Here is a 12,478-nt window from a genome sequence, read left to right as displayed (position 1 = left end):
GGAGTCTACGAACCGGACGCGCGCCCTCAGGCGAGTGTGTTGTTCCACATGGACAACGCCGACCCGATGGCCATGTGCATATCGAGGTACTGGTAGGTGCCCAGGCGGCCACCGAAATGCACGTCGCGCTCCCCCTTGGCGAGCTCTCGGTAGGCCAGGAGCCCCGCCCGGTCCTGCGGGGTGTTCACCGGATAGTACGGCTCGTCCTCGCGGTGGGCGAACCGGGAGAACTCACGGACGATGACAGTGCTGTCCTTCGGGTAGCGCTCGGCCCGTTCGGGGTGGAAGTGCTTGAACTCATGGATGCGGGTGTACGGGACGTCCGCGTCCGCATAGTTCATGACGCTCGTGCCCTGGAAGTCGGAGATGTCGAGCACTTCCTGCTCGAAATCCAGTGTCCGCCACGACAGCGCCCCTTCGGCGTCGTCGAAGTATCGGTCGATGGGGCCCGTGTAGACGATCGGCACCTGTCCGACGACGGCACGCTTGTTCACCGGCTGGGATTCGTCGAAGAAGTCGCAGTTCAGCTTCACCTCGATGTTCGGGTGGTCGGCCATGCGCTCGAGCCACGCCGTGTAGCCGTCGACCGGCAGCCCCTCCCAGGTGTCGTTGAAGTAGCGGTTGTCGTAGGTGTATCGCACAGGAAGGCGCGAGATCACCTCGGCCGGAAGGTCTCTCGGGTCCGTCTGCCACTGCTTGGCCGTGTAGTCGCGGATGAACGCCTCGTACAGGGGGCGGCCGATGAGTCCGATCGCCCGCTCCTCGAGGTTCTGCGCCTGCTTCGGGTCGAACTCCCCCGCCAGCTCCTGCACCAGCGCACGCGCTTCGCCCGGGGTGTAGGCGGCCTGGAAGAACTGGTTGATCGTGCCGAGGTTGATCGGCAGCGGATACACGACTCCCTTATGGGTCGTGTAGACGCGGTGCACGTAGTTCGTGAAGGCCGTGAACCGGTTGACGTACTCCCACACGGTCGCGTTCGAGGTGTGGAAAAGGTGTGCACCGTACTTGTGCACCTCGATGCCTGTTGTCGGCTCGTCCTCGGTGTACGCGTTGCCGCCGATGTGGTGACGACGCTCAATCACGGTGACCTTGCGGCCCGCCGCGGCGGCGCGCTCGGCGATGGTCAGGCCGAAGAAACCGGAGCCGACGATGAGGAGATCCATGGGGTCACGGGTTTCTGGACGGGCGCTGCGCGCGACGGACGACGGGCTCTCCATCCTATCCGCGGTCGTTGCGTAGGCTGAGGACGCCATGACGCTCGACATCTTCATCCCCTACTGGGGGGATCCCGCGCTGCTGAAGCAGACAGTCGCATCCGTGCTCGCACAACGTGATCCGCAGTGGCGGCTCACCGTCATCGATGACTGCTATCCGGACGCCTCGGTCGCGGAGTGGTTCGCACAGATCACGGATGAGCGGGTGCGTTACCTGCGCAACGATACGAACCTCGGAATCACCGAGAACTATCGCGAGGCCGTGCGTCTCGCGGACGAGCCCCACATGATGCTGCTGGGCTCGGATGACCTTCTGCACCCCGAGTACGTCGGCCTCATCTCGCAGACGATCCGCGCCGTCCCGGGTGCGGACGTCGTGCAGCCGGGCGTGGACGTCATCGACGAGAACGGGGATATCGTGACGCCGCTCGCGGATCGGGTCAAGCAGCGCCTGCTCGCGCCACGACGGGGCGAAGGAGTCGCGGTGCTGCGCGGCGAAGCGATGGCGACGAGCCTCATCCGAGGCGATTGGCTGTACTGGCCGTCACTAACCTTCCGCACCGCCGCTCTGAAGAGGACGGACTTTCGGGAGGGGCTGCCGATCATCCAGGACCTCGCGCTGCTGATGGATCTCGCCTTCGCGGGGGCAACGCTGGCCTACAACCCGACGGTGGCCTTCTCCTATCGCCGACACAGCGCCTCGGCGTCTCAACGCACGATCCTCGACGGAACCCGTTTCCGCGACGAACGCGCCTACTACCGCCAGGCTCACGATCTGGCTGCCGCCCGAGGATGGACGCGCACGGCGCGCGCCGCCAGGCTGCGAACGATCTCTCGCCTGCATGCGCTGACGGAGCTCCCCGGCGTGATCCGAAGCCCGTCCCCCGCCGGACTAAGATCGACTCTGTCTCATGTGTTTTCGCTGTGACTCCAGCCCGTTCCTATCGACCGTCTCCGGGAGCACCGATGTCTGAACACGTCCTCATCACCGGGGGTGCGGGCTTCATCGGATCGCGGCTGGCGGCCCGTCTGGCCCAGGCCGGGCATGAGGTCAGCGTTCTCGACGCCTTGATCCCGCAGGTGCATGGCGAGGATCCCGAGACGACGTCACCGATGCTGCGCTCACTCGACGGCGTCGCGAGCGTCATGCACGGCAGCGTGACGTCGGAGGCAGATCTGCGCCGCGCCCTCGCGCCTGCGACCGTCGTGGTCCACCTCGCCGCGGAGACCGGCACGGGACAGTCGATGTACGAGATCGACCGGTACTGCGAAACCAATGTCGGCGGCACCGCGAAGCTGCTCGACGTGCTCGCCAACGATTCGCACTCAACGCGTCGCATCGTGATCGCATCGTCTCGCTCCATCTACGGCGAGGGGGCGTACCGCACCGCGGACGGACGCATCGTGTACCCGCCGCATCGCGCCGACAGCGACATGGCGGTCGGAGACTTCGAGGTGCATCTGAGCGGTGAGGGCGCCCTCGAACTCATCCCGACCGCGGAGGATGCGAAGCTTCATCCTTCTTCGGTCTACGGCATTACCAAGCAGACGCAAGAGGCCCTCGTGATGACGGTGGCCCCCACCATCGGCATCGAACCCGTCTCGCTGCGGTATCAGAACGTGTACGGGCCGGGTCAGTCGCTGAAGAACCCGTACACCGGAATCCTCTCCATCTTTTCCACGCTCATCCGTCAGGGCAAGGAGATCAACGTCTTCGAGGATGGCCGGGAATCCCGCGACTTCGTCTACGTCGACGACGTCGTCGAGGCGACGTTCCTGGCAGCGACACACCCTCGCGCGGCGGGTGAGACCTTCAATGTGGGCTCGGGGGTGGCAACGACGGTTAACGAGGTGATCGAGGCCCTCTTCGCCGCCTTCGGCACGCGGGTCCCTACGCGGGTCTCGGGCAACTATCGCCTGGGCGACATCCGTCACAACGTCGCCGACACGACGCGCATCTCCGAGATGCTCGGTTTCGTCCCCGCGACGCCGTTCGCCGAGGGTGTGCGGCGGTTCGTCGACTGGGTCCGCTCCGAGCCCGTCGACGACGACGGCTATCAGCGATCACTCGACGAGATGTCGGCGCGGAATCTCCTGAAGTGAGCACCGCGTCCACCGGCGCGTTCCCGTACCGCCACAACTCGCTGAACCTGTTCCGGCTTCTGCTTGCGGCCCTCGTGCTCGTGGCCCATGCCTACTACATCGCGGGCGTGGGAAGCGGCCCGAGTTTCAACGGCGAGAATCTGGGCGGATGGGCCGTCGCCGGATTCTTCGTGATCAGCGGCTTCTTGATCACCCGCAGCCGTTTCCGTACGCGCGCCGGCGACTATCTGCTGCACCGCGTCGCCCGCATCTTCCCCGCCTACATCGTCTGCCTCCTGGTCATCGCGGTATTCTTCGCCCCGCTCGCGTTGATGATCAAGCAGGGCAACCTCGGCGGGCTCCTCTCGACCGCCCCGAATCCCCTCGAATACGTGTGGAGCAACATCACGCTGTACATCCGCGTGTATGGGATCGGAACCACGCTCAGCGGCGTGCCCTATCCGGATGTGTGGAACGGTTCGCTGTGGACGCTCTACTTCGAGTTCCTGTGCTACGTGATCACCTGGCTACTGGGAGCCCTCGCGATCTACCGTCGATCGATCGTGGCTGTGGGCACCGTCTGGGCCGGCAGCGTCGTGGTTCGCGCGATCACGGTGCTGTGGACGACCGGCGGCCTCGACAACGACTTCTTCCAGTTCGCGCGTCTCTTCTCGTTCTTCGCCGCCGGCGCGCTCGCCTTCATGATCATCGACCGCTGGGGACTCAATCGATGGGTCGGACTCGCCAGCATCCCGCTGGCCGCCCTCTGCATCGTGTTCGTCCCGGACGTCGGCGGGCAGCTGGGCGCGCCTCTGCTCGCCTACGCCCTCTTGTACCTGTCCACCGTGGTTCCGCAGCCGGGATGGATCGCACGCAACGACGTGTCCTACGGGTTCTACATCTATGCGTGGCCGGTACAGCAGCTCACCTACCTCGCCGGGGGGATGAAGCTCGGCTTCTGGCCGTACGTGGCAGTGACCGTGGTCGTCACCTTCGTCTTCGCGTGGGCGAGCTGGGTTCTCGTAGAGCGTCCTGCTATGGCTCGCGTCAGGCCCCGCACCGTTCGCGCCGGTGACATTCAGGCCCCGACCGCACCCCCGCCTGCCTGAACGCCGCGACGACGCCGGGCCTCACCCCATAGCCGCAGCATGAGCAGGCGCGAGCGCAGCGCCGCGCGAACCCCTCGCGGCGAGGAGCTCGACGCATTGGAGTCGTGCACCCGTCGACGCACCGTCACGCCGTCGACGTGCGCCAGACGGCGCCGCGCGTTGGCCGCGGTCGCGATCCACAGATCGTGCGACTCACGTAACCCGTCGGGGAAGGGCAGCAGATAGTCGAGCGCCGAGTGACGCAGAGCCATCGCACACCCGTAATAGGGCGCCACGCCGGCGAAGATGGCGAGCTGCCGCCGGATCGGAGAGCGGGTACGCGACAAAACCCACGGCTTGCCGGTCAACGGGGATGCCAGCGGCGCACCGGTACCGAGCATCTCGAGATTGGAGGCGACGACGTCGGCGCCAGCGAGCGCGGCGACGAGCCGGGCACGACGACCGGGTACCCACTCGTCGTCCTGGTCGGACAGCATGAGGACCTCGCCCCGCGCTTCGGCGAGCGCCCGCCCGAAACTGGCCACGTAGCCGGCATTGCGCTCCTGAGCGATCACGCGAACACGGTCGTCCTCGATGCCGCGGACGATCTGCACAGTGTCGTCGCTGCTCGCATCGTCGACCACCACGACCTCATCGTCAGGGCCCAGTTCGGCAAGGATGGACCTCAGCTGATGCGCGACATACGCGGCCCCGTTGTAGGTCGCCATACAGACGCTCACGGTCGTCATGTCGGCACTCATCTCTTGTTCCATCCGCGAATAGACTTCTGACGATGCGGTCTTTCATTCTCCGCCTCGCGGGATTCGCGGGCGCACCGATCATCTCGGCGCTCGCACCCTTCATCATACTTCCGGTGATCTCGCGGTTCGTCGGCGACGGCGGTTGGGCGAACATCAACTCTGGCCAGGCCATCGGCCTGCTCGGGATGGTGGGCGTGCTGTTCGGCTGGAGCGTCATCGGGCCCGTGCGGGTGGCACGCACGACCGACGCGCACGAGCGAGCGGTCATCCTGTCAGAGAGCCTTCGTTCCCGCGCGTTCACGGCGTTCCTGGTCGTTCCGCTCGCCGGCGCGGTGACGTACCTCGTCTGCTCCCCCGACTACCGCACCGAGTCCGTCATGATCGCGGTCGCGATGACGCTCGGCGGGTTCACCCCGGCATGGTTCTGCATCGGGGAGGGCAACCCACGGGCACTGATGCTCTTCGACGGCGTCCCCAAGCTCACCGCCTCCGCGCTCGCCTTGCCGTTCCTGCTCCTGACGGGTCAGGTGTTCTGGTACCCGGTGCTTCTCGTGTTGCTGACCGTTCCGGCCTTCGCCGTGCACGCGCGTCTGGTACGCACCGGCCACGACCCCGCGGGTGTCCCGGCGCGTCCCACGCGCCAGGTCCTGACCTCGCTCGTGCCGACGGCGGCCATCGATGCTGCGGGCAACGTCTACGGCTCCACAGGGATTCCCATCGCCACGGTCGGACTCTCCGCAGCGGCGGCGAGCTCGTTCGCCTCGACGGACCGCGTCTATCGCATCGGGCTGCTCGCGGTCATCGCCGTGGGCAATGCCTTCCAAGCCTGGGTGCTCGACCCCCACGCCGTGAACCGTTCACGCCGTCACGTGATCGCCTTCGCCGCACTCGGCGGCCTCGGCGCCGTCGGCGGGACCGCGATCGCCGTGCTCGGCCCCTGGGCCACCGGGGTTGTCTTCGGCGCCGCAGTGGCCGCCGCGCCGCTGCCGAGCGCCCTCTTCGGAGCCGCATTCTTCTTCATCTCTTGCGGCACGCCCTTGATACGGAATGTGCTGATCCCCGCGGGTCGCTTCCGGCTCGTGTTCACCGCCACGATCTGCTCGGCTGTTGTGGGCGTCACGACCATGCTGATCGGCGCCGCGCAGGGCTCCGCGGACGGGGTCGCGCTCGGCGTCGCCGTCGCGGAGGCGGTCTCTGTGATGATTCTGGTGCTGCCAGCGTGGCGCCAGTTCCGCCGGGAGTCCTCGGCCGCGTCCTGAGCGTCAGGCTTCGCGCGCGCCCCAGACGATCTCGGCCGCCACCTCCTGCAGCTCGGGCGACATGCGCCCGCCCCGCCCCCGTCCCCCATCGCGCCAGCCACTCCGGTACAGCATGAACAGCGCCCGGCGCGGCCGGGCGAGCATCAGGGCGTTGACGAAGTGAATGACCTCCAGAGCCGTATCACGCAGCACCCACCCCGGCGCGCTGCGCAGATAGAGCTTGTTGATGACTCGTCGATTGCGCACTCGGTAGTAGTACCGGAACGGCGAGCTCAAGGTGACCACATCCGGAATGCCCGGGAGCCGGATACGTCGACCGAACAGCTCGCGTGCGTACTGACGGCCCAAGGCGTGGCCCAGGGCGAGCCCCGGCGCCGCTACACCGACCAGTCCCGCGGCGGCGCACCGCAGCTCGAACTCGGTATCGACGAGATCGATGAACAGGTCCTCGCGCAGCAATCCCACGCGTTCCCACGTCGAGCGCGGGACGAGCATCCCCGACTGGATCGAGTGGCGCGTGCGAAGGACGTCTCCATCGCGCTCGTGCACCTGGCTGACGCCGGCGAAGCGCTCCGGGACCACGAAGGCGACCGGCACTCCCGCACGTTCGGCCTCCGCGAGCGCGCGCAGCAGGGCATCGACGAAGCCCGGTGAGATGGTCGAGTCCTGATCGAAGGTGAGCACGGCGGAGGCTCCCGCATCGAGAGCGTGCCGGACCCCGCGATTCAGCGCCGCGCCGATGCCGCTGTTCTCATCTGCGCGCAGAACCCGCGCGCCGACCGACTCCACCTCGGCCCAGAGCGGTTCCCAATCGGGGCCGCTGCCGTCGTCGACGACGACGATCCGCTGCGCGACCTCGGCAGCCGCCGCACGAACCGCATCCACGAGATCCGAATCGGGACGGAATGCGGAGAAGACGATCCACGTCTGCGTCACGACGAGGAGTCCGACAACGGGTCGCGGTCATCGTGCGCCCCGGCCTCGAGCGCGTCGATGCGAGCAGCGAGCGCCGTCAGCTCAGCCCTGCTGATGGCGGCTTCCTCGGCGAGCCGACGGATTTCTTCCTCCGCCTGCGAGAGCTCCCATGACAGGTGTAGCGCGACCCCGAGCAGCAGAACGATCGCGAGCGCGAATAGCAGGTTGGCGGGCAGCTGGACGCCTAGCGCAGCGGTAAGCCACAGCAGGAGCTGCGGGAAGACTCCCAAGACCAGGACGACCACGCCGATCACCAGCCACAGGACCGCGTACTTCTCACGCAGCCGGCGTGTCAGCAGCAGCCACATCACGACGACGATGATGAGCAGGGCGAGAGCGATGGCGGCGAAGATGATCATGAGGGCGCCCCCTGCAGTTCGCTGGGGTGGATGGCTCGAGAGCCGCGGAGCAGAGCCAACCCGAGAGCGAAGACGGAACGCAGCAGATACACGGTCGAGCCGATCGGCCCCTGACTCGGCCGTCCGTGAGCCCGGGGACGCATCGCAACGGGAACCTGGGTCACCTTCAGTCCAGCGTGCACCGCAGCAACCAGGGAATCCAGAGTGTCACCGAGGTACTCCGCGGGGTAGTAGCTCACGTACTGATCGATCGCTCTACGGTTCGCCGCCCGGAACCCGCTCGTGACATCGGTGAGCCGCGTACCGGCGGCGCGGGATACGACTCTGGCGAGGAACACCATCGCCCAGCGGCGCGGTCCGCGCACCTCGTAATCGCCCACCTCGGCGAAACGCGCGCCGATCGCGATGTCAGCGTCCTCCAGGCCGGCCAGGACTCGTGCGATGTCCGCAGGGTTGTGTTGGCCGTCCGCGTCGACCTGGATCGCCTGGGCATAACCGTGCCGCTGGGCATAGGTGAAGCCGGTCTTCATCGCGCCGCCGACGCCGAGGTTGAACGGCAGATTGAGCACTGTCGCGCCGGCAGAACGGGCCACCGCGACCGTATCGTCCGTGGATCCGTCGTCGATGACGATGACGTCATAGTTCGGGGATGCTGACCGGATCTCGCTCACGGTGGTACCGACGCTTCGTTCCTCGTTCCACGCGGGAACGATCACCAAAACACGCGCGCCCGAAGAACCCATCAGGACCATTCTAGAGGCCGACTATCCGGCCGGCGAGCATCCGGTCAGCTCATACAGGCGAGCATCGCCCTGCTCGTCGACGAGAGTGAGCTGCGTCGAATCGCGCACGCCAGGGTATCCCTCGATGGGGCCGTGGACGCCCACCGTCCCGAAATCGAGGACGTACCGGACATCGTCCTCATCGGCGGCCTCGCATGCGGCGGCATCGAAGTGCCCCGTGCGCAGCGCCTCCACGATCCGCGTGCGCGCGTCGTCCATCTCCACGAGCGTGTGAGGCAGCAGCACCCGGCGATCAGCGAGGGCGTAGGCCAAACCGGCACCCGCGAACGGATCCCCCGCCACGACGGCCGTTTCGGGCACCTCATCGTCGAGGCGGCTGAGGAGCGCGTACTCGTCGGTGGATACGAGGGCGGAGTCCGCCGTCATCCGGTAGGGCAACGATGCCCACTCGACGGCTCTCGGGACCGCGCCGATTTGCGCGAGGGCGACCAGAGCCACGGCGGCGACCATCCCCGCCGCCACCCGGAGCGCCCGTGGGAAGGAACGGCCTGCATCCCCCTTCATCCGCGTGTCGAGCCACGCCCACGTCCGCGCCGCACCGAAGGCAGCGAGCGGCAACAGTGCGACAACGAAGATCGCCGCGAGTCGGGGGGCGTTGTTGTACCAGCTCCCGGTGAAAGCGTCACGGAGGTTGCCGAGCGGCAGCGCGACGACGACGACGTAGAGCCATGCACCGATGGCGTACATCCCCAACATCAGCCATGCATCGCGCGTGCGGTCGATGACCGCCCAGACGGCACCCAGGACGACGAGCACCGCCACGGCATAGGCAGGGACCTGATACCACATGGAGCCGGAGAGCGCCGTGATCACCGCGTCGCCCATGGACTGTGAGAGCGGCCATCCGCGCGCTTCCAGCGGAGGTCGGAGGACCTTGAGCAGCAGGACACCCGCGACCAGGTAAGAGAGGAAGCCGGCGATCGTGAGCGCGCGGCGACGCCATCCTCGACGATGCAGCCCCCGCAGCATCACAGCACACGCCATGGGCGCAGACAACGCCAGGAGCGCGACGAACGCCCCGGGATGAGCGAGCGACATCCCCGCGACCGCACCGGCGAAGACGAGCAACCACCATCCGGGGGCCAGAGGTGGCGCATCCCGCGCGACGGCGAGCATCGCCGCCGTCACCGCCAACGCGAACGGCAGCAGAGCGAGCCCGTACAGCAACGGGTACAGCACTCCGTAGTCCAACAACAGGATGGGAAACGCCGGCACCCCGGCGGCGACGGCACCGGCGGCAACGGACACGGCTGGCGTGGCTCCGGCGAGGGTGCGCGCGAGAAGGACAGCTCCAACAGGCCACACCCCCGCAGCGACCACGATGATCATCGCGTTGGTCGCGACAGGAATCGTCACGCCGGTCAGCTGGACGATGAGAGCGACGACGCCATGCCAAGCTGCCGGGTAGAACGCGAGACTGCCGCTGGGGCTCGTCATCAGACCCAAGTGCAACGACGAGGCATTGGCCGTGTCGAGCACGTAGCGCACACCGTTGAGGTGGAAGACGTTGTCGAAGGTCTGCGAGAAGCTGTCAGGCGAGCCGAGGATCTCCGCGCATCGCCACGTGAGGACCGCTGCCGGCAGAGCGATGGCGACCAGCGCCCATCCGTCGAACCGAGGCGCACGGCGAAGAGGACGAGACCGCCGCCTTTCGGCGACGAAACGCACCGCCCCCGCGGCACCGCCGATCAGCAACGCCACCGCGACAACGGGCACGAGCGACCAGCTAAGACCCGCCCACGGAGCGATGACAGCGGCGCCGGCGGCGATCGTGGCGAAAAACGCCGGCGCGGCAGCGACCAGCCACAGCCCTCGCAAGCCGACCGCCCAGGCCACTCCGCCGCCGATCACAGCGCACATCGCGAGCAGGACGCCGATGGCGCCGATGAGGTCTAGCCAGGTCACAGGTTCTCCACTCACGGCACGGCACGGTCGCAGTCAGGATATCGAGGCCCGTCGGCCGGTTGCTGGGAGCCCACGGCCGCGCGAAGGCTCATGGCAGGATAGGAGATGTGAAGGGCATCATTCTGGCCGGGGGTTCGGGGACGCGTTTGCATCCGATCACGTTGGGCGTATCGAAGCAATTGATCCCGGTGTACGACAAGCCGATGGTCTATTACCCGCTGTCGACACTGATGCTCGCGGGGATTCGGGACATCCTGATCGTCACGACGCCGCATGATGCACCGTTCTTCGAGCGGCTGCTGGGCGATGGTTCGCAGTTCGGCGTGTCGATCACTTTCGCTGTGCAGCCGTCTCCTGATGGGTTGGCGCAGGCGTTCACGATCGGGGCGGACTTCATCGGCGGCGAGAAGGTGGCGCTCGTTCTGGGTGACAACCTGCTGTATGGGCCGGGGTTGGGCACGCAGTTGAAGCGGTACGGCGACGTGGACGGTGGCGCGGTGTTCGCATACTGGGTCGCGGAGCCCTCGGCATACGGCGTGGTCGAGTTCGATTCGGCCGGCAAGGCGGTGTCGTTGGAGGAGAAGCCGGCCGAGCCGAAGAGCAACTACGCGGTTCCCGGGCTGTACTTCTATGACAACGATGTGGTGGAGATCGCGCGTTCTCTCGCGCCTTCGCCTCGGGGTGAGTATGAGATCACCGATGTGAACAAGGCGTACCTTCAGGCGGGGAAGCTGCAGGTCGAAGTCCTTCCGCGCGGCACGGCGTGGCTCGACACGGGAACGTTCGACCAGATGACCGACGCGGCCGACTATGTCCGCACGATGGAGCGTCGCACCGGGCTGCGTATCGGAGTGCCCGAAGAGGTCGCGTGGCGTCAGGGCTTCCTCAACGATGACGAACTGCGCGAACGCGCCGAGAAGCTCGTGAAGTCCGGATACGGCACCTACCTGCTCGAAACCCTGGAAAGGGGACGTTGATGTCCAAGCTCCTCGTCACCGGCGGAGCCGGGTTCATCGGTTCGAACTTCGTGCACCATGTGGTCGAGAACACGGATCACGAGGTGATCGTGCTCGACAAGCTCACCTACGCCGGCAACGAGGCGTCGTTGGCGGGACTTCCCGAGGACCGGGTGCGGCTGGTCGTCGGTGATATCGCGGACGCGGCCCTGGTGGACGAGTTGTTCGCTCAGGTGGATGCGGTGGTGCATTACGCGGCCGAGTCGCACAACGACAACAGCCTGCACGATCCGCGTCCGTTCCTGGACACGAACATCATCGGCACGTACACGCTGCTCGAAGCGGCCCGCAAGCACGACAAGCGGTTCCACCACATCTCCACCGACGAGGTCTACGGCGACCTCGAACTCGACGACCCGGCACGCTTCACCGAAACAACGCCCTACAACCCGTCATCCCCGTACTCGTCCACCAAAGCGGGATCGGATCTGCTGGTGCGGGCATGGGTGCGTTCGTTCGGGGTCCGCGCGACAATCAGCAACTGCTCCAACAACTACGGCCCGTACCAGCACGTCGAGAAGTTCATCCCCCGCCAAATCACCAACGTGATCCGCGGCATCCGCCCCAAGCTCTACGGGGCGGGCGAGAACGTGCGCGACTGGATCCACGCCGACGACCACTCCTCCGCCGTGCTCACCATCCTCGACAAAGGCGTCATCGGCGAGACGTACCTCATCGGCGCCGACGGCGAGAAGAACAACAAAGACGTCGTCGAACTCATCCTCGAGACCATGGGCCAGCCCGCCGACGCGTACGACCACGTCACCGACCGCGCCGGCCACGACCTGCGCTACGCGATCGACTCCACCAAACTCCGCACCGAACTCGGCTGGGCCCCCGCCTACAGCGACTTCGAAACCGGACTCGCCAACACCATCGACTGGTACCGCAACAACGAAGCATGGTGGGCCCCCACCAAAGACGGCGTCGAAGCCTTCTACGCCAGCAAGGGACAGTGAACGAACGGCGGCTCGCTCAGCGCTCAACCGCTTGTGCGAGCCGCCGCATGACGGCCG

12 protein-coding genes are annotated in these 12,478 nt (G+C 66.7%); 6 read left to right on the top strand and 6 right to left on the bottom strand.

What is annotated here, in order from left to right; translation table 11 throughout:
• Positions 1–26 precede the first annotated feature (26 nt).
• The gene (gene glf, locus KYX17_RS10945; RefSeq protein ID WP_243227008.1) at positions 27–1,163 is read right to left on the bottom strand and encodes a UDP-galactopyranose mutase; all 1,137 of its coding nucleotides are present in this window, start codon (positions 1,161–1,163) and stop codon (positions 27–29) included.
• 88 nt (positions 1,164–1,251) lie between these two features.
• Here glf and KYX17_RS10940 point away from each other — a divergent pair, with 88 nt between their 5' ends.
• Genes KYX17_RS10940 through KYX17_RS10930 form a run of 3 tightly spaced genes read left to right on the top strand, consistent with a single transcriptional unit; the run spans position 1,252 to position 4,405 of the window.
• On the top strand, positions 1,252–2,142 hold the full coding sequence (locus tag KYX17_RS10940; protein ID WP_243227007.1) for a glycosyltransferase: 891 nt from the start codon (positions 1,252–1,254) through the stop codon (positions 2,140–2,142).
• A 38-nt stretch (positions 2,143–2,180) separates the two neighbouring features.
• Positions 2,181–3,317, top strand: coding sequence for an NAD(P)-dependent oxidoreductase (locus tag KYX17_RS10935; RefSeq protein WP_243227006.1), 1,137 nt, complete (start codon positions 2,181–2,183; stop codon positions 3,315–3,317).
• Entirely contained in the window at positions 3,314–4,405 is a 1,092-nt protein-coding gene (locus KYX17_RS10930; protein WP_243227005.1) for an acyltransferase, read from the top strand. The genes KYX17_RS10935 and KYX17_RS10930 overlap by 4 nt, the downstream gene beginning before the upstream one ends.
• Here the strand turns inward: KYX17_RS10930 and KYX17_RS10925 are convergent.
• Positions 4,375–5,133, bottom strand: coding sequence for a glycosyltransferase (locus tag KYX17_RS10925; RefSeq protein ID WP_243227004.1), 759 nt, complete (start codon positions 5,131–5,133; stop codon positions 4,375–4,377). The genes KYX17_RS10930 and KYX17_RS10925 overlap by 31 nt on opposite strands.
• 44 nt (positions 5,134–5,177) lie before the next feature.
• Here KYX17_RS10925 and KYX17_RS10920 point away from each other — a divergent pair, with 44 nt between their 5' ends.
• The gene (locus KYX17_RS10920; RefSeq protein WP_243227003.1) at positions 5,178–6,404 is read left to right on the top strand and encodes a polysaccharide biosynthesis protein; all 1,227 of its coding nucleotides are present in this window, start codon (positions 5,178–5,180) and stop codon (positions 6,402–6,404) included.
• Positions 6,405–6,407: 3 nt separating this feature from the next.
• Here KYX17_RS10920 and KYX17_RS10915 read toward each other — a convergent pair whose 3' ends face one another.
• From KYX17_RS10915 to KYX17_RS10900, 4 genes are read right to left on the bottom strand one after another with little or no spacing between them, the layout of a single operon-like run.
• Entirely contained in the window at positions 6,408–7,340 is a 933-nt protein-coding gene (locus KYX17_RS10915) for a glycosyltransferase (RefSeq protein ID WP_243227002.1), read from the bottom strand.
• Entirely contained in the window at positions 7,337–7,738 is a 402-nt protein-coding gene (locus KYX17_RS10910; RefSeq protein ID WP_243227001.1) for a DUF2304 domain-containing protein, read from the bottom strand. Before KYX17_RS10910 ends, KYX17_RS10915 begins: the two co-directional genes overlap by 4 nt.
• The gene (locus KYX17_RS10905) at positions 7,735–8,490 is read right to left on the bottom strand and encodes a glycosyltransferase family 2 protein (protein ID WP_374208938.1); all 756 of its coding nucleotides are present in this window, start codon (positions 8,488–8,490) and stop codon (positions 7,735–7,737) included. Before KYX17_RS10905 ends, KYX17_RS10910 begins: the two co-directional genes overlap by 4 nt.
• Before the next feature lie 12 nt (positions 8,491–8,502).
• The gene (locus KYX17_RS10900) at positions 8,503–10,446 is read right to left on the bottom strand and encodes a DUF6541 family protein (protein ID WP_243226999.1); all 1,944 of its coding nucleotides are present in this window, start codon (positions 10,444–10,446) and stop codon (positions 8,503–8,505) included.
• Positions 10,447–10,553: 107 nt separating this feature from the next.
• Here KYX17_RS10900 and rfbA point away from each other — a divergent pair, with 107 nt between their 5' ends.
• Together rfbA and rfbB are read left to right on the top strand one after the other, a co-directional pair.
• Complete coding sequence (gene rfbA / locus KYX17_RS10895; RefSeq protein WP_243226998.1) at positions 10,554–11,423, top strand: glucose-1-phosphate thymidylyltransferase RfbA; 870 nt, start codon at positions 10,554–10,556, stop codon at positions 11,421–11,423.
• Positions 11,423–12,421 (top strand): dTDP-glucose 4,6-dehydratase, encoded by a 999-nt coding sequence (rfbB, locus tag KYX17_RS10890; RefSeq protein WP_243226997.1) that lies wholly within the window; start codon positions 11,423–11,425, stop codon positions 12,419–12,421. Before rfbA ends, rfbB begins: the two co-directional genes overlap by 1 nt.
• The last annotated feature ends 57 nt before the right edge of the window (positions 12,422–12,478 follow it).

The sequence above is a fragment of the Microbacterium sp. CIAB417 genome (genome assembly GCF_022788845.1).
The sequence above is the reverse complement of the archived record's forward strand: the minus strand, read 5'-3'. Positions and strand labels throughout refer to the sequence as shown.

Coding starts and splice junctions, on each gene's coding strand:
- KYX17_RS10940 (WP_243227007.1), top strand. CDS start 1,252: ATGACGCTCGACATCTTCATCCCCTACTGGGGGGATCCCGCGCTGCTG.
- KYX17_RS10935 (WP_243227006.1), top strand. CDS start 2,181: ATGTCTGAACACGTCCTCATCACCGGGGGTGCGGGCTTCATCGGATCG.
- KYX17_RS10925 (WP_243227004.1), bottom strand. CDS start 5,133: ATGACGACCGTGAGCGTCTGTATGGCGACCTACAACGGGGCCGCGTAT.
- KYX17_RS10905 (WP_374208938.1), bottom strand. CDS start 8,490: ATGGTCCTGATGGGTTCTTCGGGCGCGCGTGTTTTGGTGATCGTTCCC.
- KYX17_RS10910 (WP_243227001.1), bottom strand. CDS start 7,738: ATGATCATCTTCGCCGCCATCGCTCTCGCCCTGCTCATCATCGTCGTC.
- rfbB (WP_243226997.1), top strand. CDS start 11,423: ATGTCCAAGCTCCTCGTCACCGGCGGAGCCGGGTTCATCGGTTCGAAC.
- KYX17_RS10920 (WP_243227003.1), top strand. CDS start 5,178: ATGCGGTCTTTCATTCTCCGCCTCGCGGGATTCGCGGGCGCACCGATC.
- glf (WP_243227008.1), bottom strand. CDS start 1,163: ATGGATCTCCTCATCGTCGGCTCCGGTTTCTTCGGCCTGACCATCGCC.